The following is a 22,338-nucleotide window of genomic DNA, read 5'->3' on the forward strand; positions in this document are numbered from 1 at the left end:
GATGGCAAAGCCCTCTATCACCGATGCTCGCAGCATTTCTGCAGACGTCATCCTTGAGATTGGCAAGTACTACAGCGCTCAACAATTACGCAGCTTGCAAGCCAAACTTAGTGGTACCGCTCGTGACATCCATTCCCTGACAAGTGGTACGCATCTACCCGGCCGTATAGGCGCTCACTTGAGCTTTGAACAGCGTCAGCTTTTGCAGGACGCCGCGAAGCTTATTGAGTCAGTAAATTCAAACATACGGCACGCAAAGGAGAAGCGCGGCCGCGACGAAAACGTGGCCAAGCGGCGTCAACAAGCACGAGATGCGGAAGCGAAGCGCCTTGTAGCTGAAACATATCTGGAACCTTTCGTCCCTGACCCAGCAGCTCTGGAACCACTCCTGGATATTCTTAAAACAGCGCTGACGCTCAACCGCGCAGACGTTTTCAGGAATGGTTATTCCCCTGGTGAGTTCAATCTCAGGCTGCGTGATTACCTGTCGCCTGCCCGCACACGAAAGCTCATCGGCTGGACCAGCCCAAGTGCGTTCTGGATAAGCACGGTGCTCTCCCTGCGCAATGACGTTGTGCAAGCTATCGAGCAGGACATTGCTTACGACGATGGTTCCAGCGTCCAGGACCGTCTAAATATGCTGAAACAGAAGGTTTCGGACTGTCGCGCCCAGGTTTACCTCTCTGTGGATGAAGAGGAAACACTGCGTCTTTGGTCAGAGGCGCTCTCCCCTCGTACCCAGCACGAAGGGGGTGAGTGATGGATAAGCAACGAGTTCTTGAAAAAGTTGCTAAATGCTTTGCACTGGCCAACTCCAACGGTGCATCGCCTAATGAAGTTGAAACAGCGCTTCGCCAGGCCCGAAACCTGATGAAACAGTACAACCTCGAAGCCATCGAGGTTGCGGCTCATACGGTAGATGAAGCGAGCGTTGCCACACATACCCGCCGGGCTCCCCAGGATTGGCTTCACCTGCTCGCCCAGACTTGTGCGCGAGCGTTCGATTGCCAACACATTGCCTATTACAACCCTTTACAGGGTTGGTCTTTCAAGTTCCTTGGCAAAGGTATTTCGCCAGAGCTCGCTGCACACGCGTATTCCGCACTGCTTCACCAATTGGTGGCAGCACGCCGCGAGCATGTGGCCCAACAAAAGCGATGCCAACTGAAAACCAAGCGTCGTCGCGGCGCTCTGTTTGCCGAAGGTTGGATAAACGCCGTGAGTTACAAAGTGGCTGAATTCGCCGGTTCTATGGACAGTGAAACAAGCAAAGCTATCAGCACTTACTTGGAACACCACCATCCAATGCTGAAAACCTTCGAGATCCAGTCCCGTGAAGCCAAAGGCCACGATACCGGGTCGCTAACCGCAGGTTGGAATCAAGGGCAAAACGTTCGGCTCCACCACGGTGTAGGGAAAACAGGCCACACCGCTCTCATTACCGGAGGTGGGCAATGACACGTCAATGTCTATCCCCTCTTGCTAAGGCGACCTTGGAGCATGCGCGCTCCCAATTGGGGCTGATGCCGGATCAAAAGCATCATATTTGGAGTGAGGCTGAGGAGCGCATGCTCATTGCCCGCTATCCCAACGAAACGACCCAGGCCCTGGCCGATGAAATCGGACTCAGCGTCTATCAGGTCTATGCCAAGGCCAAACGCCTTGGCATATCCAAGAGCGCTGAATTCCTAAGCAGCAATCTCTGTGGCCGATTTGATGGTAGCTCAGGCACGGAGCACCGCTTTGCCAAAGGCATGACCCCTTGGAACAAAGGCGTCAAGGGACTCCCCTCAGTCGGCCGCATGGCAACAACACAGTTCAAAGCAGGAAACCGGCCCGAGAACTGGCTCCCCGTTGGCAGCCTGCGCACAACACAAGATGGGTATCTGCAGCGAAAAATCACTGACACCGGTTACCCACCAGTTGACTGGCAAGGTGTGCACATCCTGTTGTGGGAAGAGCACTACGGTCCCGTGCCCATCAACCAATGCGTGTGCTTCAAGGACGGTAATAAGGCCCATATCGCTCTCGACAATCTAGAGCTGCTCACACGAGCGGAGCGTATGCGCCGTAACACCATCCATCGCTATCCGGAAGAGCTGAAGTCCGCCATTCGCGCCATCGGCAAACTCAAGCGCACCATTCGTGAGGCTGAACATGAAAAACAAGATTGAGGATCTCCGCAATCACCTGTTCGTCACTATTGAAGGCCTGCTCGACCCCGACAAACCAATGGAACTTGATCGCGCCAAAGCCGTGGCCGAAGTTGCGCAGGTGATGATCAATTCGGCCAAGGTCGAAGTGGCGATGGTGAAGGCTCTGGACGCGGTTAGTGGAAGCGGCTTTATGCAGATTGGTCAGGAGCCCTTGAAATGAACCACCTCGACCTCTCCCCCCCCCACTCCGTCGAGGCAGAACAAGGCGTATTAGGCGGGCTGCTGCTCGACAATAACGCCTGGGATCTCGTCGCAGACAAGCTGGAATACTCGGATTTTTTTCGGCACGACCATCGGTTGCTGTTCGGGACTATTGCCAGCCTGGCCGACAAAGCCATTCCATTCGATATCGTGACCGTACATGACGCATTGGAGAATCCCGACGAAGCGGGTGGTCTCGCTTACCTCGGCGAATTAGCCAAAAACACACCGTCAGTGGCCAACATAGAGCACTACGCATTCATCGTACGTAACCGCTCTCAGCTCAGGCAGCTCATGACCCTGGGCTACCAGTGCTCTCGCGAAGCTACAGATCCGCAGGCCGACGCCACGGAAGTTCAGGAGTCCATCGAGCAGCAACTCTTCGCCTTGGGGGAAGGTAAAAGCGCGTCGGAGTTCGTCAACATCAACAAGTGCCTGACGGCGGTCGTCGAGCAAATCGATGAGCACTTCAATGGTGATGTAGTGGTGACCGGCGTGCCTTCAGGTCTGGACGATCTGGACGAGATGACGTCTGGTTTCCAGGAAGCCGACTTGATCATCCTCGGCGCACGTCCGTCGATGGGTAAAACATCTCTGGCCTTGAACTTTGTGGATACAGCGCTGCAGGCAAAGCCTGATCGTACGGTCCAGGTTTTCAGCATGGAGATGCCCGCTAAAGCGCTGCTCTATCGATTGATGGCCATCCTTGGCCATCTCGACCTTGGCAAGCTATTGAAGGGCAAGCTCGATGACGAAGACTGGCCAAAACTGACCGCCGCAGTTTCGCGCATCAATAGCTACGGTGAGCGCTTGGTCATAGACGACTCATCAGGTCTTACACCTGGTGCGATCAGGGCCAAATCCCGCCGTGCGGCTCGCCGGTTCGGCCACCCGAGCCTGATCCTTATCGATTATCTGCAGCTCATGCGCTGCCCAGGTCAAGAAAACCGGGCGAATGAAATCAGCGCTATCTCCCAAGCACTTAAAGCGCTGGCCAAGGAGATGAACTGCCCTGTAGTCGCTCTTTCTCAGCTCAATCGTGAACTGGAACGCCGCCCGAACAAGCGCCCTATCAACGCCGATTTGCGTGATAGCGGCGCCATCGAACAGGACGCGGACCTGATCATGTTCGTGTACCGCGACGAGAAATATCACCCGGAGACCGAACACAAAGGCATTGCAGAAATCATCATCGGCAAGGCTCGTAACGGCCCGACCGGAACGGTGCGCACCGCCTTTATTCCACACCAAACCCGCTTTGCAAATCTCAGTGCCAGCAGTGGCTGGCAAGGGGTTCAGCCATGAAAAATACTCCCGCTATCTCTCATTGGTGCCGTCATTGTGACGGTCACCATCCGATACATCAGGTGAGTGGAGTTGTACCGGCCTCCCCTGACGGTGAAGTGGACGTGCTGATTTGCCCAACCTGCAATAGCTATGACATCGAGGAGCTTCTGGAGGTGTCAGATGCACAGTAACGTCTCCCTTTTCCCAAGCATTCATGCCGGTGCCGGGTTCGAAGCCTCGGCCGTGGTTCACGCTCATAAAACGGGGATCAACCCCGTTGAACTGGACGCTCTTGCTCAATCGATTGGTCGCCTTGCTCGTGACCACAGCACAGTAGTCCCGTTGAGTATGCGAGGCGATCTTCTGGAGTTTCAGGAACTCGGCTACATCGAGGTATCCGAAACAGCAAGCTCAACGCTTACCGTCGAACTGCTCTGCGCAGGTGCGTTGCTCTCAAGCTACTTCTGGTCGGTTTGGGTTCCCCGTCATCTCCAAAGCTGCTCGTTGAAAGTGGCTGTGATGTCCCACCTGCAACATCCAGAGCCAGTTCAACACTGCAGCGTTGTATTCCGCGTGCCAGGCGCACGTGAAGCAACACGTCAATTTCTACATGAGCTGGGTACCAAGTTTCCTGGTGATCAGGCTGAAATCATTGCGATTCAGGCCGGCAACGTTCTGGCAGACAAGGATGTTGACCAATGACCGTCAGCCGTTTACGTGGACAGCACGAGAACCTTCGCTATTTGGTGGAGTTTGCTGAGGCTAACGGCTGGACCGTCTCTCGAACTCACGGTGGCCACATCAAATTCACCAAAGCTGGGCTTGGGTCCATTTACACCTCGTCGACCTCAAGCGATCACCGCTCAGGCCTCAACGCTAAGGCCCGACTTCGTCGCGCTGATCGGACTCAACCTCAACGTACTCAGGAAGCCATCTAATGCCTATTCGTCATTGCATCGTTCACTTGATCGACAAGAAGCCCGACGGCACACCTGCGGTCCTGGATGCCAGCCAACACGAATTGGCGAAGTCGCAAGCCCTAGAAAATATGCTGTCCGACTTCAACGAAGCCTACAACGCAAAACAAGGTAAAGCGTGGGGCTTCTTCCATGCAGAGTCCGGCGCATACCCTTTCAGTGGCTGGCTAAAGATGTACTTCGACGGTAACCAGGACTTCACGCAGTTTAGCCTGGAGGCAGTCGAGCACCTGCAACGATTGATGGAAGAGTCAAATCTGTCCACGGGTGGCCACGTTCTATTCGCGCACTATCAACAAGGCATGACCGATTATGTGGCGATCGCCATGCTGCAACACAGAGAAGGCGTCATGGTGACGGACGATTTGGACGTATCCCCATCGCGTCACCTAGACCTTGGCCAACTGCACCTGGCAGCGCGGATCAACGTGTCCCAGTGGCAGAACAACAAGCAATCCAAGCAATACATCTCATTTATCAAGGGCAAGAGCGGCAAGAAGTTTTCGGAGTACTTTCGCGAGTTCATCGGCTGCCAGGAAGGCGTCGACGGCCCGGGCGAGACCCGCACCCTGCTCAAGGCTTTCAGCGACTTCGTTGAAAGCGAAGACCTGCCGGACGAATCCGCACGCGAGAAAACCAAGACCCTGGTGGACTATGCCAGCAGCCAGGCCAAGCTTGGCGAGCCCATTGGCTTGGAAGAACTGTCGAGCTTGATCGATGAAGATCGGCCAAAAGCGTTTTACGACCATATCCGCAACAAGGATTACGGCCTGTCGCCGGAAATCCCGGCGGATAAGCGCACCCTCAACCAGTTCCGCCGTTTCACCGGCCGCGCCGAAGGCTTATCCATCAGCTTCGAAGCGCACCTCCTGGGCGACAAGATCGAGTACGACGAGGCTTCAAGCACGCTCACCATCAAAGGTTTGCCTACCCAACTCAGTGATCAGTTGAAACGTCGCTGAACATACCCCTGCCCGATAAGTAATGGAGAACGCTATGAGCAATGAAACCAAACGTCAGCTCGAAGAAAAATTCGTAGTCCGCCTTCCGGACGGAATGCGCGAGCGAATCGCACTGCAGGCACGTGAAAACACCCGGTCAATGAACTCGGAAATCGTTCACCGCCTGGAAGCGACCGCGGGGCTTGAAGCCGCTTTGGATCGAGCCCACAAGATCATTGACCAACTGTTGGCTGCAGCTCCGGCCAATGAGCAAGCTGGGGCAAGAGTATGAAACCGTCATTGGCCCAGACTATGAAAGAAAAGCTGCAGCTTCCTGGATTTGAATCCAAGTCGCCAGCTGCTGCTCGCTTGAGCGACCCCATCGTCGACACACCGATGTTACTGACATTGGATGAGACGCTGCCGTATGACGAAAACCCACGGACTACGCGCAACCCAAAATACGACGACATCAAGGAGTCGATCCGTCAGCGTGGCCTGGATACGCCTCCGCCCGTGACCCGTAAGCCTGGTGAGGAGAAGTTCCGGATCAGGAACGGCGGCAACACTCGTCTCGCGATTCTGAATGAATTGTACCGTGAGACTGGGGACGAGAAATTCTTCAGGTTCCACTGCCTGTTTCGTCCGTGGGATGCAGTCCGGGGGGAGATTATTTCTCTCACCGGGCACTTGGCCGAAAACGATCTGCAGGGGCAACTGCTGTTCATCGAGCGGGCAATTGGTGTCGATAAGGCAAGAGCGCTATATGAGGAGGAAGCAGGCGGATCGATATCTCAAAGTGAACTCTCTCGACGTTTGAAAGCTGACGGGTATCCGATCTCTCAGCCCCACATCAGCAGAATGCAAGATGCTATTCGCTACTTGCTTCCTGTAATTCCTGCAATGTTGTACTCCGGCCTCGGATTTGATCGAGTTATAAAACTGTTAGGTTTGAGAAAAACCGCCCTTCAGTGCTGGGAGCGTAATTATCAGCAGCATGGAAACGAGCTGCCTCTTGAATTCGAAACAGTCTTCCAAGATGTTCTGTCTCAGTTTGAGGGAGATGCCGAAGAGTTTCTGTTTCAGCGCTTCCAGGACGAGTTGATAGCTCAACTGCAAAAGCCGCTGAATCTCGGGTACGAGAAAATCCTGCTGGAGATTACCCAGAATCAGGACCAATTGCGCAGATCCACACCGATACTCGAACTGCCTCAGCCCACCATAACCTTCGGCAGTGTGTCGCAGGGCGGTAGCTCGACCGAGGGCGGTAACAATCCCCCTCAAAACCCGGTACCACAATCGCCCTCCCACCAAACCGGGGGATGGATTAAAACGAGCACAACACCACAAAAAAGCAAAGAGCCAATCAAGCCGCAGCTCACGCCTCCGCCCTTGGAACAAATGAGTCCGGAGGAACAGAAGAGCCGGCTAGACGGGCACGTTGCGAGCCCGGTGAAAACATCTGCCAGGGTCGAAAAGATGAGGCGCGAAGTCGCGGCGCTTGATGGGGAGATTCTGCCTGACTTCGCGGCCAATGCTTTGGTGGCCATCCCGGTTCAAGCCGGTGGACTGAATCCCATTTCTGACCTCTGGTACATCGAACGCGAGATCGATAATCCCGTCACCCTGCGCCAGCATATCGCTCAGTTGGCACGGGAAGTTGCGACCACAGTCAATGCACCTGGTGAATTCCTGGACCTCGACGGAGGGGTGGGCTTTAGCTATCGACATCCAACTGAAGACGTCGAAGTCACCGCTACAGCCCAGCACACTTTGACGCTGCTCCAATCATTGAGCGGCTCAATCGCCATCGCGCTGAAGATGATTCAGCAACAGCCTGAACAGGCTGGTTCACTTGCCGATTTCGAATTTGCTGCAGGTCTCGGCCAGATCCTATTGAGTCAGCCCTATGCCAAGGATCAATCTCCAGAGAACACGAATCGTCTGAGCGATGGCGCGCTGGTGAAGCTCTTTCGAATTATTCGTCTCGCAAGACGTTTGATCGACTTAGAAATCAAGTCAATGGCCAACAACAATCCGAGTTCACCTAGCTGATTGGGTCGATGGCAGGGAGAGAGTCGTATGTCCAAAACACCTATCAATGAAGCCATCCTGTCTCAGGTGCTGCACCACATGCGCAACGGCCAACTCCGTCGCTGCATAGAGATGGGATTGGAGCCCGAAATCTTGGCCCAGCTTCAACAACCTTCGGTGCTGAGCTTGCTGCTTAACACTCCCGTTTCCTGGTGCAGTGTCACGATAGATGGAGACATGGTGAAAAAGCTTCTGACCGGGGCTCAACGATCAGACGAGGAAGTGCGCATGATTGAACGTGCTCTTCGACTCGGGGCAACGACACAGATGCTGCAACAGTTCTTTGGCTTATCCCCCCAAGATGTTGCCCTTCAACGCCTGGTGATTGGCGTAACAGCACGCCGTGGCCGGTGGCGAGAGTTTAGCGAAGAGATGGATGCTCAGCTTTGGTACCGCTGGACCCATCTGATGAAAGAGCATCAGGTTGAGCTGGATGACAGCCTGGCGTTGCTGGACGTGGCCATGCTGGTGGCAGAAGAACTCAATGCTCCACAGGGCGCCGACTCAACTGAAGGCACGGAAAACCTCAGTTTAGCGATAATCTGGCACCGCGTTCAGTCATGGATCAGAGACGGCCTTTATCCGCCTTCGCATCCAAGCGCTGGATTTACAAAAGGTTTGAAGCTGGTGTCATCGGCCAACCATCAGTTGGCCCTACCAGTAGTTACACTGGGGCAAGGTGACAACGACCTATGAAGTTGTCCCGGCTCCCCTTCTCGACACTTCTGGACTCTGCATCAGGGCATCTTGAGGCTCATCTGCGTCAGAAAAAAGAGTCGATGCCCCCGGGGATTGAGGGCTCAGCGCCCTACTCCGGCATTATTTTCAGCGGTAACCCTCATGAGACAGTTCCTCGTCGATTGCTTCTGGATGATCGACTGTCTCCGCTTGAACGAAACGCCTGGCAGGTATTTCGCCTACTGATCAATGACGACGGCCTGACGGCGTTCCCCACCTATGAGCAGCTACGGCCATACCTGGGCATGCTACCCGGCAGACCGGCGTCCCGTGAAACGGTATCAAAAGCCTTGGTCACCCTTCGCCTGACTCGCTGGCTCAGCCTCGGTCGTCGCGTGCGTAATGACCTCAGTGGTCAGGTTCAAGGCAACGTCTACCTTCTTCACGATGAACCTGTAACGCCTGGTGAAGCGCTGGAGTTCGACAAAGACTATCTGCAGTTACTCGCTCAATCGATGGAGCATCAGACCAAGGCGATTCGTGAAGTTGCTGAAATAGCCTGGAAGGAGTTCGCCGCAGATCCGGAGGTTGGTCAGCGATTACCGACTCGGTTGAACATCATCGAAGCTCGCTTGAACAGTCAGCCATGGGTTCAGGCAACAGCCCTTCAGCCTTTGACTGCTCCCGAGTTCGGAATCCGAACTCAGCAAAATATAGCTGCCTCCACACTGAGTTCGGAATCCGAACTCAGTGAATCCAGCGGTAAGCGAATCGCTTTTGAGCTGAGTTCGGAATCCGAACTCAGCCGTAAATCACTGAGTTCGGACTCAGTTCGGAATCCGAACTCATATAGTACGTATACAGATACAAACAAAGATGTTTGTAAAAGCTCTGTACATGTACCGCCCACGTCAGATGACACGGCTGCAGACCTCCTGGATGCCCTGCACCGGCTGCCCACGGATCAAAAACAGAGTGCCCTTGTGGCGTTGCAGAAAGTCCCACCAGAGGTGAAGCCTGCGCTCATCAAGCAATGGGTGCACCGTTGTGATACGGGAGGCGTTCGAAACCCTTTTGGGTATCTGATGACGCTTGTCGCCACGGCGGTACGAGGTGACTTCAACAGCAATTGGAAGCCAGACGACAAACCACGTCTCAACCACATGAACACGGGTAGCCCGTCGACGGGCTCAAGCACCGTTGAAGTTGCTCAACCGGTGAAAGCGATGGTGACTCCACGCAATCCGGAATCGATACAAACCGCCAATCAAACACTGAGCGAGATGCTGCACCTGCTAAAGCCCAATCGGAGCACACATTCATGACTCCGGACGGAAATGTCAGTCAGCCAAGCTATGCCGCCCGCATGGCGCTGACCAGACTTGATACCGGTTATGGCAGAGAGCTGAGTGATTCGGGCCGAATCATTCAACCAGGATCCCAGGTCAGCGGCATAGCCGAGCTGAGTGTTGCTGCCCGCAACACCCAGCCAGGATTCGATATCGGTGGAGGCATTCAGCCAAGTGATGCGGCCCGCATCACCCTGACAGAATCCGTAATCTGTGGTGGCCGTCGGCTGAGTGCTGTGGCCCACACCACTCACCAGGGATCAGATACTCCAGGTGGCAACTCAAAGCTATGTGGGCCACATAACTACCGGCTGGATGATGCGGCCCGCATCACCCTGACAGAATCCGTAATCTGTGGTGGCCGTCGGCTGAGTGCTGTGGCCCACACCACTCACCAGGGATCAGATACTCCAGGTGGCAACTCAAAGCTATGTGGGCCACATAACTACCGGCTGGATGATGTGTCCCGCATCACCCTGACAGGAACCGTGATCTGTGGTGGCCGTCGGCTCAGTGCTGTGGCCCACAACACTCAACAGGGATTCGATACTCCAGGTGGCAACTCGAAGCTATGTGGGCCACATAACTACCGACTGGATGATGCGGCCCGCATCACCCTGACAGGATCCGTAATCTGTGGTGGCTGTCGGCTAAGTGCTGTGGCCCACACCACTCAACAGGGATTCGAAACTCCAGGTGGCAACTCGAAGCTATGTGGGCCACATAACTACCGACTGGATGATGCGCACCGCATCACCCTGACAGGATCCGTAATCTGTGGTGGCCGTCGGCTCAGTGCTGTGGCCCACAACACTTACCAGGGATCCCGGATCGCTGACGGCAGTCAGACAGACAATGTTGCTTCTCTCCTTCTATATATAGACGCCTCAACAAATCCCCTTCCGTCTGACTATGGATTTAATGCTGCGTCCGTAGCAGCCCAATTGCAGCATGGCCATGTCAATCCTCTTTCCAAGGAATAACTGCACCATGGCTGACAATTACCGGCTCAATATTGGCTCACTACGCAGCGATGTGAAGCTCACCCTTCACACCCATCATGCTGCACGGATCTGGATGGGACGCCCAAAAAACGATCTCAAGGTCGGCATCATCGGATTGTCGGGCTTCTGCACTGTAGTCAACCGCATGTCACGTGGCGCCCAGCAGGATGATCCGTATTCAGACTGGTGGATGATCCAGCTTGAAGAGAAGATCCGCGATTCAAAGGAGGCACTCAAAACCATCGAAGATCGTCTCGATACAGCCATGGCTTCCCTCCCCCCGGCCATCAGTATCAGCGAGAACCTGTCCATCCAGCCTGTCAGCCTCCCTCTATACATCGCCAATCCACTCGGCTTCCAAGCCGTGTACCTACTGACCAACTACGACGAAATTGTCAGGCGCATTTTGCTGGCCCAGCACGTCGGTCTGGTCGGTCGTCACGACATGGAAACTTGGATCGATGAAGGCGCAGCCGTGCTGCGCAGACTTTTTGGTCTGGCCCAGATCTATAAATACTCCGGCGCTGCACGCGATGACTTCGCCGCCAACAATGCCAAGGCTGAAGCAGCCCGCAAAATGTATGAGCGTTACGGAGAACTGCCGCAGGACATCCTGGAAGGCACCCGCCGTTCGAATTTCGCGCCACCGATCATCCGCGGTCAGCAGCAAACCGAGACGGATGATCATCTCGATGACCCCGTTGAGGGTTAAAGAGCATGGGCCAGATTCCCTCCAATGATGGGTCGCTGCAACAGACCGCCTTCCGGCCACTGCAACAGGATGCCTTCCAACGACTGCAACAGGCTGCCTCACTAAAAGGCCTTTTAAAGCCTTTTAAAGGTAAGGGGGAACTGAGCCAATTTGCCGATCTATGCCGGGTTCAAGAATCGGAATTGAAAGCACTTGCCCAGGAAGTGCTGAGCCAGGCTCGCCGGTATCCATTCACCCTTGTGCCAGTTCGACTGACAGAACAGAACACCCAGGCAGGAACCCAATTTCTGAGATGGCAGCAGGTGACGGACCGCCGAATGGGCGTAGGTGTCTGGGCAGACATGATGGGTTCATCCAGAACACCGGAAGCCATGCTGCAGGACTTGTACGCAATGGAACTGCAGCGCATCACGTTGAACATGCAAATGAGCTTGATGCACTCAATTGCCAAACAGGCCGCCGAGTGCGCCGAAAAAATGGGCCAGGCAGAGGCCGTGTACACCGCTCGACTGCAGCAGCTCACCAATCAAACGCAACATCCATAACGTCGGAGAATACTCATGTCCACACCCGTACAAGGCTGGGAAGGCAATATCGGCTCCACCCCGGAATTCAAAGAGTTCGCCAACGGCAACAAGGACCCACGGAGGCTCATGCGCGCCAACGTCTACTTCGACAACTCGATTCCGGACGGTAAAGGCGGGTATGAAGATCGAGGGGGATTCTGGGCGAATGTCGAGTGGTGGCACAAAGACGCTGAACACTACTCGCACCTGTTTCAGAAGGGCATGCGCGTGATCGTTTCCGGCCGAGCCGTAATGGATCGCTGGGAAAAAGACGGTGAGGAAAATGCGGCTCTGAAGGTTCAAGCCTCGCGGGTCGCCATCTTGCCGCACAGGATTGCGAGCGTGACCCTGGCACCGTCACAGAGCCAAGGCAGCACGTCACGTGATCAATCCAGTCCGCAACCTGCCCCTGATTTCGACGACTACCCGGACCCCGACCGTCAGTTCTGATTGCAGGGGCTTAATTTCGGCCCCCCAATCGTGAAGCTCGTGGTGGAGGGAAAAACATCAACGTCTTTCCCTCCCCAATCGTGAAGCCTTAAGGTGTATGACAATGCGGGACGATGATGAGGTGAGGAGTCCAGATGGCTGGCTTCTGGTAGCAGCGGATCACCCCACGTTGGGACGGCTGTACTGGCGGTACTGTGATGAGAGCGACGTCAACGCAGCAGACTTCTACGGTATCACCGACAACATTCGACTCGCCTCCTGGATAAAAGCTGGTTGGCGTGATAAAGACGTCTGGGCTGATGACTACAGTGACATGAGCTCATTCGTTGCACGAAGATTCATACAAGAGCTTTTGAACCCTGATCGCTACGACACCAACTATTTCGAACTTTTTAACTGGGATGATGAGTCTGAGGATCTTGAGCTTCATGGCGATTTACACGATTTTCAACGACGAAGTGGTCAGTCCGTTGAGTTCTTCGTGCATTGGCTAAGGGCCACCAATTGGTTCGACATCCCGGCACCTGGCTGCAACACCCTCCCGTAAAAAAATCGCGCCAAGCGCGGATCTGCTGGAAGATGAATTTGAGCATCGTGGAGCAACCGCCATGGGTGATAACGCTTTCTTGCCTAAAGCCACTGACAGGCGACGTTGCAACAATCCTCACCTGACGGTTTTTGCCACTGGTGCGGCCGCTGCGCGGAAAGGGCTACGGGTGTATGACTGCCCTTACCAACATCCCGCTATGCGTGCGTCTTGGCTAAAGGGCTTTGCCCAGGCACAGCAGCTCTCGCTGGACCTATAGCCGCTTAATGCCCTCCCCCGCGCATTGACCATTTCCTATTGAAGCCCTACCTGCCTGACGCAACAGTCCCACTCTGATTATTTGAGAGGGACACACCGTGAAGCTATTGATCATCGAGGCACCTGGTAAGCTGAAAAAGCTCCAGCCAATGATGAAGAAGCTACGCCCAGGCGAAGACTGGCAGGTGGTTGCCAGTGGTGGGCACATCCGCGACCTGCCGGCCAAAGGTCAGGACGACAGCATGATCACCACCGGAGTACGTAAAAACTACACACCGGTGTACGAGATCCTGGATAAGAGCGGCAGAGCCGTCAAAACGATCAAGGCCGCAGCGAAACAGGCCAGTGAAATTTACCTCGCAACCGACCCTGATCGTGAAGGTGAAAGCATCAGCTGGCACATCCAGCAGGTACTGGCGGTCAAAAACTACAAACGCATTACTTTTAACGAGATCACTCTCAAGCGCGTTGAAGAAGCACTGGCCAATCCACGACAAATCGATCTGAACAGGGTTGCCTCACAGGAATGCCGGCGTGTTCTGGATCGCCTAGTGGGTTACCTAGTGACCCAAGAGTTGCGGCGCCTGATGGGCAAACCTACTTCCGCTGGCCGCGTTCAATCACCCGCCGTGTTTCTCGTGGTCTTGCGCGAACGCGAGATCCGCAACTTTCAGGTGATCAATCACTTTGGCGTGCGTCTGTTCTTTGCCGACGTGAGTCGGGGCACCACTTGGTATGCCGAGTGGCAACCGGTACCGGATTTCGCAAGCAAGGACGTCCCCTACGTTCAGGATATCAACCTGGCCCAACTCGTCGCCGGCACGCGCAACATCGTTGTCGAGTCCTGCGAGGATCGCAAGGCCGAGCGTCATCCTCCCGCACCATTCATCTCCTCGACCCTTCAACAAGCTGCTAGCAACGCCTTGAAATGGGATCCGGACAAAACCATGCAGGTGGCCCAGCGCTTGTACGAGCAAGGCGTGATCACTTATCACCGGACGGACAACCCCAATGTCCCAGACGAAGCCATGGAGGATATTCGAACGGTGGCCAACGCTCTTGGATTGAACGCCGTAGATGAACGGCGCACGTTTAAAGCGGCCGAAGGCGCGCAGGAAGGTCACCCTGCCATTACACCGACCTATTGGTCCGAAAGATCCGCCGGTGAAAAAGATGACGAACTGGCCCTGTACAAGTTGATCTGGGTTCGGGCGTTGGCCAGCCAGCTTGAGGCCGCTATCTACGACGTGCGTACTGCGAAACTGCTCGCTGTTGGTCCAGGCGGCAAAGCCCTGCGCTTCACTGCATCGGGCAAAACACTCTGCCATCCGGGATGGATGAAGGTGCTCAAGGGCGATGATACGGATGAAGAGGAAGACGCAGAAGCAGACAACCCTGTGCCAGCGCTCACTCCAAAACAGATTCTTTCGGTCCACAGCGGCGAACTGCTGAAGAAGAAAACTCAACCACCGTCACGCTACACCAAGGCCAGCCTGATCAAAGAAATGGAACGGCGCGGTATCGGTCGTCCAAGTACGTTCGCCTCCATCTTGAAGAACATCACCAGCAAAGGACTGATCGAGGAAAAGAGCCGCAAACTGGTACCGGCGCCTCTGGGGGAGGAAACGATCGCGAAGCTCGAAGGGTTCTTCAGTTTCGTGGAGCTGGATTTTACGCGGGAATTGGAGCGCGACCTGGACAAAATCGCCCAGGGCCAAGACACCTACGGCGCCGTCGTTGCACGTCTGCATAAGCGCCTGGAAGAGGAACTGTCTCAGCAACGTGGTATGCCAAGTGTGCCAATGGCGTCAGCTCCACGCCCAGCCACAGCCGGTGGCGCTTTCAACTGTCCCAAATGCAATCAGCCTCTCGCAAGGCGTCAGAAAAAAGGGGACGGCGGCTATGACTTCTGGGGCTGCACCGGGTACAGGTCCAACGGCTGCAAAGTCAGCTTTCCCTCACTGAATGGCAAACCAGACTTCGATAAACCCAGAGGGGTTTAACTCTTACTACCGAGAGCATAATTCACTGCTAACGGTGTTATGCATTAACGCTGGAACCTACCTCTTCCGTACCTGACATTCCTCTGCGAATAGCGGAGGAGGTCACGGGTGAGCGAACAGAAAAGACAATCGGTGTTGGGACTGCGCATCTTAGCGCCGAAGCTGGAAAAGTTCTCAGATCGCCAGATTGAAGTGGCCCAGACTTGGGCTTTGCATTTTCAGATCTCACCTTCCCTCCTGACCTCGTTCATCGAGCACTACCTCAACTCTAATGTCCACTCCCGCTGCTGGTGTGTGGCATGGGACAGTACCAATGCTCAAACGCGCCAGGTTCTGGCCAGGATCGGCAACCAGCTTCAGTACTTCGACGGCCAGCAATTAATGGCCTGCAAGATCGTAACTAAAGATCGCGTACATAAAAAAAAGCCGTCCGTCCAGGTAGCCCAGCAGCTGCTGCTGAGATTTAAGGGGCGTTGGTTTGCTGATGTGCTTCTGACGTCGTTTTGCAAGTCTGCACGAGCGGCAGCAGTTGCGCTCGCGGTTGAGGATCTGGGTAGTTTTATTTCCAAAGGCTCGGATGCGTCGGTAAGCAACAATCGTTACTTCAACCCGCGCACGCAGTTTTACTTGAAACAGATCGGCAGCACGCTGAAGCAGTATTGCCAGTGCCTGGACCAGGAACTTCTATTCGCTATTCGTTCAGCGCAGTGCCCTTCCCCAAAGCTCTATAACTGGCTGGCTCAAGGGGACCGCGTACGTCGACTACAAGCCCTCAAGGTTCAACCGGTGCTAATCCCTCTCTTAGTTTTGGCCAACCAATGGCCTTGGCCATGGGACGAAGAGCAAAAGATTTTCCTGGAAAGCCCATGGGATGAACTTCAAGAGTTTCGACCTATCTTGCGCGACGACGACTACTGCGTGGAATCCAGGGAATGCCTAGTGGGCCGTATCACGGACGCTGGCCTCCCCCTGAACGACATCTTGGCATGGCTCTTACAAGCTCCAAGAACATCAGTTCGGTACTTGGGCCAACAACGCGTTTTTGATACCGGCAGCGCATTGACGCGAATAAGCCGTGAAGGTCCGGATACTCCGTGGCATCGATTGCTGCTTGGAGCAGCAATGGTCAACCGCCGCCCTTCGACTAAGACGCACTGGAAAACCTTTTTTGCATTGCTGGATAAGATTCCCTATCAACTTTTGGAGCAGACAAAAGACTGGAGCAGGTTGTTCTCAGGATGTCCGACAGAGTGGTCCAACCCTGATTGGCTTCAAATTGCTGATAGGCTGCAAGATCTGAATGATGTTTTTAATAGCGTTGATGAAAGCGACGGACCCGACGCCCGTGACGCACTGCAAAAACTCAAAAGCTTCATAGGTACTGCTACCTATCACCAGATCGCCAACTTAGTGGATGGCTTTCACCTGGCACTGATAGACATACGTGAAGCTCTTGATGCCGCAGATCCCCAAACAAAAGCGGACTCTTCAACGCCCTGGAGGACGCTGCTTAATTCGAACGACACACTTCTCGTAAGCCCGAATGGGCTGCAAATTGTCGAGCTGAAATGCCCAGCGGACCTTGATGCAGAACATCGAGCGCTAGGCCATTGCATTGATGGTTACGACTACAGCGCTTATCGAGGCAACTGCCGTCTTTTTTCAGTACGCGAAAACGGACAATCATTGGCCTCTGCCGAAATCCAAATGGATGAGAGTGCCTGGGGCAAGACACCGGCAAAATTGACTTCTAAACACTTGGTCACGATACAGCTGAGAGGGCTCCGCAATCGCACACCTAGGTCGGGCTCAAGGGTTGACCGGGCTTACCAATGGTTTTGGGCAAAGATCAAATCAGGTGAGATCGAGGTCAACCTGGAATGGCCCGACCACACACTATCCATGCCCCGCTATACAAATCGAAACCGGAAAAAGCTGCACGCTCAAGCGTGCACAGAATGGATCAACCAGCGTTTGAGTAAAACATGAGCCGTCCGCGCCTTTTGAATAGTCGGCCCCATCTGGTCGAGAAGGTTATTTTCGACGGTTATGACTTCGGGATTCTGCTGCAGTACGTCGAGGGGGCCAACCGCCTGTTTCTTGAGCGTGATGGGTTCTACATACGCCGTGCGGAGCATCCTCAACATCGCTACTGGCGAATGCCCAAGGGTAAATTGCTGGATGACCTGGATCTGCTCTTCCACCGTCTGATGGAGTTGACGGAAGGCCGTTTCAACGAGAGCTGGCAGACCTTCTCTGCAAAGCTTGCAGCAGCACAACAATCACCAGACCGGCAAGCATTCACCTGGGGTCTAACGTTTCGAATTGCTCCACTGGCTCAGGGAGGCATTCTGCTGTCGGGCGATTATCACCCTGGAGCCGTCGCGGTATCTCGGCGTATGCACGGCGTGTTCCTTGGCCAGTCCAAGTCTTGGCGCATTGATTCGACCGCCGAACTGGTGCGTTCCAACCTCATCCTTGAGCTGGGGCTTTATGAAGATCAGTTCGAGATCCTGGACACCGTGCAGGAGCTGCTGACCGACGGTTCCATTGTTCCCGCTGATGAAGTCACCCGCATCAGCCTCGGAGGCCCGCCGCAAGAGCGCGCAGCCCCAGTCGGGCAGGAGGAAGTCTCAACAGACGTTTACCTTGCCGCTGTGCCATCCATCGAGCGGACCGAGTTCACTAGCGAGCAAATCGACCAGGCGTTGACGGGGCATTCATTGCTGGACCATCAACCGGCAGGCATCCGGCATTTGTTGCAACGAACGAGCGCTTTACTCGCTGATGACATGGGCCTAGGCAAAACACGTCAGGCCATCATCGCCGCCGCTATTCGAGCGGGAGACGGACCCATCCTCGTCATCACCTTGTCGACCCTGATTATCAACTGGCAACGTGAAATCCAGATGGTGTATCCCGAGGCCAGAATAGGCCAGCAGGTCTTCGATCCCTCGTTACAGTGGACCATCATTAACTACGAGCGCTTGGGCGACTATGTCCTGCAGGCCGGCCATTTTGAAGTGATGATCATCGATGAGGCTCACCGCCTGAAAGAGCCCACCGCGGCGTGGACACGTCATGGCTTCGACATTGCCGCCAAGGTACCCAATCGCTATTTGTTGACTGGTACACCCGTCCTGAATCGAGAGTCAGAACTTCACACGCTATTGCGGCTTTCCGGCCATCCCGTTGGGAAGCTGTCACTCAAAGAGTTCTGCGAACAGTTCGCCGGCAGCCCAGAGTTTCGCAAGAACCTTCGAGAGGCGATTGGCGACTGGATGCTTAGGCGCCGCAAAGACGTGCTCACGGAGCTCAAGGGTAAGCAACGGCAGACTTTGCCGGTAGAGCTGTCAGTCGAGGAACGTCGTGAATACGACCGGATACGCTTTGAAGACAGACCAAGTCTTGCCAGGCTAGGCTCGCTGCGCCAGTTGCTGGAGCAGGTGAAGGTTCGGGTCGTCATGGAGCTGCTGTGCGAACTGGATGTGGAAGACAAAGTCATCTTGTTCTGTGAGTTCAAGGACACCGTCAGCACGCTGCGTACTGAGTGCGAGCAAGCCGGATACGGTTGCGTTACCGTGGTAGGCAGTGACTCCCTCGGCAAACGCCAAAAAGCGATCGACCGTTTTCAAAGTGATCCTGACACCAGAGTGTTCGCTGCGACCACTTCTGCCGCCGGTACCGGAAATAACCTGACGGCAGCCAACTATGTCATGTTCCTGGGACTACCCTGGACACCAGGATTACAAGATCAGGCTGAGGATAGAGCCTACCGGAATGGGCAGCTACGCATGGTTGTGGTGAAAATCCCGCTGGTGGAGAACACCATTGATCAGATGCTATGGCAAATGCTGATGGATAAACGACAACTAGCGAGCGACCTGATAGAGCCGGATGCAGCGGCCAACGCTAGATCCGAACTGGTGAATTACTTGTGAGCAATTCAATAGGCTTTCTCCAAGACTGAATATCACAATGTTATGGCAAACGGCTTAGTTTAGCGCTCGCATAAAAACCCTAAGACGCAGTTCTCTATTTCCTGCTGCATCGTCAATGACTGGCTGTCACTGTGCCTCCATCATCAAAGGGGGCCTTTCGGCACATGATCAGGCACTTCACCACACTCTCCCTGCTCGCGCTCGTCGCCAGTTGCGCAACCCACACGCCACACGCGCCTAAACCGGCGTTTGATAGCAGCCGTAACCCGGACATGTTGACGCCGGACCTCTACCCCAGCGGCGCCGTGCCTGAAAAAGAACCGGTCGTACGCTATGGGCGTTACACCCTGGTCAGTACCTTGCCTGACTCGGGTCAGCGTGACCTAATGGCTCAGATCATTGACATCAGCATTCCTGCCAACATGCACCCCAATGTGCGCGATGCCATGCAATACGTCGTGGACCGTTCCGGCTACACGCTCTGCTCGCCCGACACCGGCCACGTCAACATCCTTTACACGCGACCACTCCCCGCAGCCCAGTACAAGCTTGGACCCATGACACTGCGCAACACGCTGCAAGTACTCGCAGGTCCGGCCTGGCAGGTGAAGGTGGACGAAGTGAATCGCCAGGTGTGTTACGTACTGCGTCCTGGTTACCAGCTCCCGGAATCATCGCGCACTGCTCCAATGCAAGTGGCAGCTACCACCACACCTTCCACTCCACTGACTTCACCGACAACGAAAAACACTACCAGCGGCGAAACGTCCAGCACCGTTGTGGTCGCCGCCGTACCCTCACCGGCGCCGATCAAAACCGCTACTGCAGCACCTGCAACTGCAACCCCAGTATCTACCCCAGCAGTGCCCGCCAAGGATGGCTCTATTACGACCTCTTCCGGGAAAACCACATCGAGCCCGGCAGTCACCTCGCCGCTTAACGCTACCACCACTCAGCCTGCAAGCATTGGGACGTCTGGAAACATTGCCCCAAGTACCTCCGTCGCGCCAAAGCCTGCTCTCGCGGTGGTAACCCCTCCAAAGCCGCTGGCCCAGATATGGACGGCGACCACTGGCTCAACACTTCGGCAAACCGTGGAAGCCTGGGCAGCTAGGGCTAAGTGGACGCTGATCTGGAAGGCAGACGACTTGGATTACCCGATTGACGCACCGCTTCGATTCGAAGGCAGCTTTGAAGAGGCTATCAAAGAGATCTTTCCGCTGTACGACTCAGCCCCTCGGTCATTCGTCGTTGACGGCAGCCCAGCACAGTTGGTGCTTTACATCGCAGAGAGGAAAAAATGATGACTGTACGCCTCTGGATTCGAGGCACAGCCTCATTACTGGTCATGGCTCTGATCAGCTCCTGCTCACTGCAGCGCGTGAATGAGTCGGCCAGCCGTGCCGAAAACGACGCAGCGACCGCCTCCCAATACAGCCGCTTCTTGCGAAATCAGCAACAAGAGCCGGCACGCGAAACCGTCGTTTTTAGTGACAAGCCGTGGGTCTCAAAACAACCCATGGTCGCCAAGCGCGGTTTGCCGCTGGCCATGGATTGCGACATTACTTATCGCCCTTCTTACAACGTTGGGATCGCAGAGGTCGCGAACTACATCACGAGCGAGTGTGGCGTTCCAGTCATCGTGGCTCCAGATGCGATCGATCCAAGCGTCCTATCCGTTCGTAATCAAGGTAACGCAGGATCTAATTCGCCTCCGGTTATGGCCTCGCCGGATAATCTGTCCAGTTTCATGCCAGCCGGTGTCATCGGCAACATGCAGAGCAACGCCCGACCTTCGGGTATGGATGGGCTCTTCGCGCCTCGTACATTCCCAGTTAAGTACAGCGGCAAGCTTTCTGGTTTGTTGAATCAGGTAACCGCTCAACAGGGCCTGGCATGGAACTATTTATCCGATGATCGCAGCGTGCACGTCACCTACTTCGATACCAAAACGTTCGATGTCTGGGCCTTTGGTGATGACCAGGTGATTGAAAGCACTGTCAAATCCGGTTTGCTGACATCCACCGGCAGCGGGAGCTCCGGAGGGGGTGGCGGATCTTCATCATCAGGCGCGTCGGGGGAGTCTGGCAGCAACCAGAGCACCACCGTCTCAATCAAAACATCACTGATTGGGGACATTGAAAAAAACGTCCAAGCGATGCTAAGCCAGCAGCCCCAGGGTCGTATGTTCCTTTCTCGGTCCACTGGAACCTTGACGGTAAGCGATCGCCCAGAGGTACTTTCCAACGTTTCGAAGTACTTGACCTCCCTCAACCGGAGCATCACACGCCAGGTGCTGTTCAATGTCAAAGTCTTTGAAGTAACCCTCACCGACAAGGATCAAACAGGCCTAGATTGGTCTGCGGTTTACACTAATCTGAGCAGCAAGTGGGGTTTTTCCCTAAAAAATGCCACCACTGGAATTACCACTAATGCGGTCTCCAGCTCGTTCAATGTTTTAGATACCTCCAAGTCACCTTGGGCTGGCTCGAATCTGATCATCAAAGCGCTATCTGAACAATATCGAGTTTCAAACGTCCGATCTCCCTCGATCACAACTTTGAACTTACAGCCTGCACCTATCCAAGTCGGTAACGTGCAAAGCTATATTGCCTCGAGCTCTACTACCACAACGGCCTCGGTCGGGTCGTCCACATCACTGACTCCCGCAACGATCACCAGCGGGTTCAACATGATGTTGCTTCCTCGCATTATCGACCAGGACAACCTGCTGCTGATGGTCACTTTGAGCATGAGCAGCAAACCCACCTTCACCCCGTTCACCAGCAACGGCTCCAGCGTTCAGACAGTCGATTACGACACCAGGAACCTGTCTCCCAAAGTCAAATTGCGCAGCGGCCAAACGTTGGTTCTGACCGGCTTTGAGGAGAACAGCGAAAACGCGACCAAGTCCGGTGTCGGTGATCCTGGATTCTTCGGCCTGGGCGGTAGTCGCATCCGCAGCACGGATCACAACGTGCTGGTCGTGCTGATTACACCTGTTGTTGATAGCGACACTGGAAGCCCTAGCGCCCTGAGTATTCCTGCAGCCAATGATCCGTGGGGCTCTTGCCCAAGCCCTTTGCTGCGTTGCAGCGCATTCAAGGGTTAAGC

The 22,338-nt window shown here is 54.8% G+C and carries 22 protein-coding genes; all 22 read left to right on the forward strand.

All coding sequences use genetic code 11. The features are described 5' to 3' along the window. The first annotated feature begins 1 nt into the window (after window position 1). The 22 genes from A7K61_RS09935 to A7K61_RS10035 all read left to right on the forward strand — a co-directional run bounded on the left by A7K61_RS09935 (window position 2) and on the right by A7K61_RS10035 (window position 22,336). Entirely contained in the window at window positions 2-760 is a 759-nt protein-coding gene (locus tag A7K61_RS09935; RefSeq protein ID WP_020303020.1) for a hypothetical protein, read from the forward strand. Then, on the forward strand, window positions 760-1,458 hold the full coding sequence (locus A7K61_RS09940; RefSeq protein ID WP_020303019.1) for a DUF2786 domain-containing protein: 699 nt from the start codon (window positions 760-762) through the stop codon (window positions 1,456-1,458). Before A7K61_RS09935 ends, A7K61_RS09940 begins: the two co-directional genes overlap by 1 nt. Continuing rightward, a complete protein-coding gene (locus A7K61_RS09945; protein ID WP_020303018.1) occupies window positions 1,455-2,174 on the forward strand; it encodes an HNH endonuclease signature motif containing protein in 720 nt (239 codons plus the stop codon). Before A7K61_RS09940 ends, A7K61_RS09945 begins: the two co-directional genes overlap by 4 nt. Continuing rightward, window positions 2,158-2,376 carry a hypothetical protein gene (locus tag A7K61_RS09950; protein ID WP_020303017.1) on the forward strand — a complete coding sequence of 73 codons (219 nt, stop codon included), beginning with the start codon at window positions 2,158-2,160 and terminating at the stop codon, window positions 2,374-2,376. Before A7K61_RS09945 ends, A7K61_RS09950 begins: the two co-directional genes overlap by 17 nt. Beyond that, on the forward strand, window positions 2,373-3,722 hold the full coding sequence (gene dnaB / locus A7K61_RS09955; protein WP_020303016.1) for a replicative DNA helicase: 1,350 nt from the start codon (window positions 2,373-2,375) through the stop codon (window positions 3,720-3,722). Before A7K61_RS09950 ends, dnaB begins: the two co-directional genes overlap by 4 nt. 162 nt (window positions 3,723-3,884) lie before the next feature. Further along, window positions 3,885-4,406 carry a hypothetical protein gene (locus A7K61_RS09960; RefSeq protein WP_020303015.1) on the forward strand — a complete coding sequence of 174 codons (522 nt, stop codon included), beginning with the start codon at window positions 3,885-3,887 and terminating at the stop codon, window positions 4,404-4,406. Window positions 4,407-4,641: 235 nt separating this feature from the next. Beyond that, window positions 4,642-5,643: a nucleoid-associated protein YejK gene (gene yejK, locus A7K61_RS09970; RefSeq protein ID WP_020303013.1), complete on the forward strand. Its 1,002-nt coding sequence runs from the start codon at window positions 4,642-4,644 to the stop codon at window positions 5,641-5,643. Window positions 5,644-5,677: 34 nt separating this feature from the next. Next, the gene (locus A7K61_RS34065; RefSeq protein ID WP_020303012.1) at window positions 5,678-5,914 is read left to right on the forward strand and encodes an Arc family DNA-binding protein; all 237 of its coding nucleotides are present in this window, start codon (window positions 5,678-5,680) and stop codon (window positions 5,912-5,914) included. Continuing rightward, window positions 5,911-7,677: a ParB family protein gene (locus tag A7K61_RS09980; RefSeq protein ID WP_069557499.1), complete on the forward strand. Its 1,767-nt coding sequence runs from the start codon at window positions 5,911-5,913 to the stop codon at window positions 7,675-7,677. The genes A7K61_RS34065 and A7K61_RS09980 overlap by 4 nt, the downstream gene beginning before the upstream one ends. Before the next feature lie 27 nt (window positions 7,678-7,704). Then, window positions 7,705-8,412 (forward strand): DUF2857 domain-containing protein, encoded by a 708-nt coding sequence (locus tag A7K61_RS09985; protein ID WP_020303010.1) that lies wholly within the window; start codon window positions 7,705-7,707, stop codon window positions 8,410-8,412. Next, window positions 8,409-9,719, forward strand: coding sequence for an STY4528 family pathogenicity island replication protein (locus A7K61_RS09990; protein WP_020303009.1), 1,311 nt, complete (start codon window positions 8,409-8,411; stop codon window positions 9,717-9,719). The genes A7K61_RS09985 and A7K61_RS09990 overlap by 4 nt, the downstream gene beginning before the upstream one ends. Then, window positions 9,716-10,726: a hypothetical protein gene (locus tag A7K61_RS32340; RefSeq protein ID WP_139129477.1), complete on the forward strand. Its 1,011-nt coding sequence runs from the start codon at window positions 9,716-9,718 to the stop codon at window positions 10,724-10,726. The genes A7K61_RS09990 and A7K61_RS32340 overlap by 4 nt, the downstream gene beginning before the upstream one ends. Window positions 10,727-10,733: 7 nt before the next feature. Further along, a complete protein-coding gene (locus tag A7K61_RS09995; protein WP_069557500.1) occupies window positions 10,734-11,459 on the forward strand; it encodes a PFL_4669 family integrating conjugative element protein in 726 nt (241 codons plus the stop codon). A gap of 5 nt (window positions 11,460-11,464) precedes the next feature. Beyond that, on the forward strand, window positions 11,465-12,004 hold the full coding sequence (locus A7K61_RS10000) for a DUF3158 family protein (RefSeq protein WP_069557501.1): 540 nt from the start codon (window positions 11,465-11,467) through the stop codon (window positions 12,002-12,004). A gap of 15 nt (window positions 12,005-12,019) precedes the next feature. Beyond that, window positions 12,020-12,475, forward strand: a complete 456-nt coding sequence (locus tag A7K61_RS10005) for a single-stranded DNA-binding protein (RefSeq protein ID WP_020303006.1) — start codon at window positions 12,020-12,022, stop codon at window positions 12,473-12,475. Window positions 12,476-12,578: 103 nt separating this feature from the next. Beyond that, a complete protein-coding gene (locus A7K61_RS10010; protein WP_020303005.1) occupies window positions 12,579-13,022 on the forward strand; it encodes a hypothetical protein in 444 nt (147 codons plus the stop codon). 61 nt (window positions 13,023-13,083) lie between these two features. After that, complete coding sequence (locus A7K61_RS31150) at window positions 13,084-13,281, forward strand: CrpP family ICE-associated protein (protein ID WP_073451677.1); 198 nt, start codon at window positions 13,084-13,086, stop codon at window positions 13,279-13,281. 97 nt (window positions 13,282-13,378) lie between these two features. After that, complete coding sequence (topA, locus tag A7K61_RS10015) at window positions 13,379-15,283, forward strand: type I DNA topoisomerase (RefSeq protein ID WP_020303003.1); 1,905 nt, start codon at window positions 13,379-13,381, stop codon at window positions 15,281-15,283. A 108-nt stretch (window positions 15,284-15,391) separates the two neighbouring features. Further along, the gene (locus A7K61_RS10020) at window positions 15,392-17,272 is read left to right on the forward strand and encodes a hypothetical protein (protein WP_069557502.1); all 1,881 of its coding nucleotides are present in this window, start codon (window positions 15,392-15,394) and stop codon (window positions 17,270-17,272) included. Continuing rightward, window positions 17,269-19,224, forward strand: coding sequence for a DEAD/DEAH box helicase (locus A7K61_RS10025; protein ID WP_020303001.1), 1,956 nt, complete (start codon window positions 17,269-17,271; stop codon window positions 19,222-19,224). Before A7K61_RS10020 ends, A7K61_RS10025 begins: the two co-directional genes overlap by 4 nt. Before the next feature lie 164 nt (window positions 19,225-19,388). Next, the gene (locus A7K61_RS10030) at window positions 19,389-20,528 is read left to right on the forward strand and encodes a TcpQ domain-containing protein (protein WP_020303000.1); all 1,140 of its coding nucleotides are present in this window, start codon (window positions 19,389-19,391) and stop codon (window positions 20,526-20,528) included. Then, window positions 20,528-22,336, forward strand: a complete 1,809-nt coding sequence (locus A7K61_RS10035) for a PilN family type IVB pilus formation outer membrane protein (RefSeq protein WP_020302999.1) — start codon at window positions 20,528-20,530, stop codon at window positions 22,334-22,336. Before A7K61_RS10030 ends, A7K61_RS10035 begins: the two co-directional genes overlap by 1 nt. Window positions 22,337-22,338 lie beyond the last annotated feature (2 nt).

The organism is Pseudomonas sp. AP42 (genome assembly GCF_001728935.1).
Lineage (GTDB): Bacteria > Pseudomonadota > Gammaproteobacteria > Pseudomonadales > Pseudomonadaceae > Aquipseudomonas > Aquipseudomonas lactis.

Excerpts from the sequence above, each read along its gene's own strand:
- A7K61_RS09935 (WP_020303020.1), top strand. The coding sequence starts at position 2 with ATGGCAAAGCCCTCTATCACCGATGCTCGCAGCATTTCTGCAGACGTC.
- A7K61_RS09940 (WP_020303019.1), top strand. The coding sequence starts at position 760 with ATGGATAAGCAACGAGTTCTTGAAAAAGTTGCTAAATGCTTTGCACTG.
- A7K61_RS09945 (WP_020303018.1), top strand. The coding sequence starts at position 1,455 with ATGACACGTCAATGTCTATCCCCTCTTGCTAAGGCGACCTTGGAGCAT.
- A7K61_RS09950 (WP_020303017.1), top strand. The coding sequence starts at position 2,158 with ATGAAAAACAAGATTGAGGATCTCCGCAATCACCTGTTCGTCACTATT.
- dnaB (WP_020303016.1), top strand. The coding sequence starts at position 2,373 with ATGAACCACCTCGACCTCTCCCCCCCCCACTCCGTCGAGGCAGAACAA.
- A7K61_RS09960 (WP_020303015.1), top strand. The coding sequence starts at position 3,885 with ATGCACAGTAACGTCTCCCTTTTCCCAAGCATTCATGCCGGTGCCGGG.
- yejK (WP_020303013.1), top strand. The coding sequence starts at position 4,642 with ATGCCTATTCGTCATTGCATCGTTCACTTGATCGACAAGAAGCCCGAC.
- A7K61_RS34065 (WP_020303012.1), top strand. The coding sequence starts at position 5,678 with ATGAGCAATGAAACCAAACGTCAGCTCGAAGAAAAATTCGTAGTCCGC.
- A7K61_RS09980 (WP_069557499.1), top strand. The coding sequence starts at position 5,911 with ATGAAACCGTCATTGGCCCAGACTATGAAAGAAAAGCTGCAGCTTCCT.
- A7K61_RS09985 (WP_020303010.1), top strand. The coding sequence starts at position 7,705 with ATGTCCAAAACACCTATCAATGAAGCCATCCTGTCTCAGGTGCTGCAC.
- A7K61_RS09990 (WP_020303009.1), top strand. The coding sequence starts at position 8,409 with ATGAAGTTGTCCCGGCTCCCCTTCTCGACACTTCTGGACTCTGCATCA.
- A7K61_RS32340 (WP_139129477.1), top strand. The coding sequence starts at position 9,716 with ATGACTCCGGACGGAAATGTCAGTCAGCCAAGCTATGCCGCCCGCATG.
- A7K61_RS09995 (WP_069557500.1), top strand. The coding sequence starts at position 10,734 with ATGGCTGACAATTACCGGCTCAATATTGGCTCACTACGCAGCGATGTG.
- A7K61_RS10000 (WP_069557501.1), top strand. The coding sequence starts at position 11,465 with ATGGGCCAGATTCCCTCCAATGATGGGTCGCTGCAACAGACCGCCTTC.
- A7K61_RS10005 (WP_020303006.1), top strand. The coding sequence starts at position 12,020 with ATGTCCACACCCGTACAAGGCTGGGAAGGCAATATCGGCTCCACCCCG.
- A7K61_RS10010 (WP_020303005.1), top strand. The coding sequence starts at position 12,579 with ATGCGGGACGATGATGAGGTGAGGAGTCCAGATGGCTGGCTTCTGGTA.
- A7K61_RS31150 (WP_073451677.1), top strand. The coding sequence starts at position 13,084 with ATGGGTGATAACGCTTTCTTGCCTAAAGCCACTGACAGGCGACGTTGC.
- A7K61_RS10025 (WP_020303001.1), top strand. The coding sequence starts at position 17,269 with ATGAGCCGTCCGCGCCTTTTGAATAGTCGGCCCCATCTGGTCGAGAAG.
- A7K61_RS10030 (WP_020303000.1), top strand. The coding sequence starts at position 19,389 with ATGATCAGGCACTTCACCACACTCTCCCTGCTCGCGCTCGTCGCCAGT.
- A7K61_RS10035 (WP_020302999.1), top strand. The coding sequence starts at position 20,528 with ATGACTGTACGCCTCTGGATTCGAGGCACAGCCTCATTACTGGTCATG.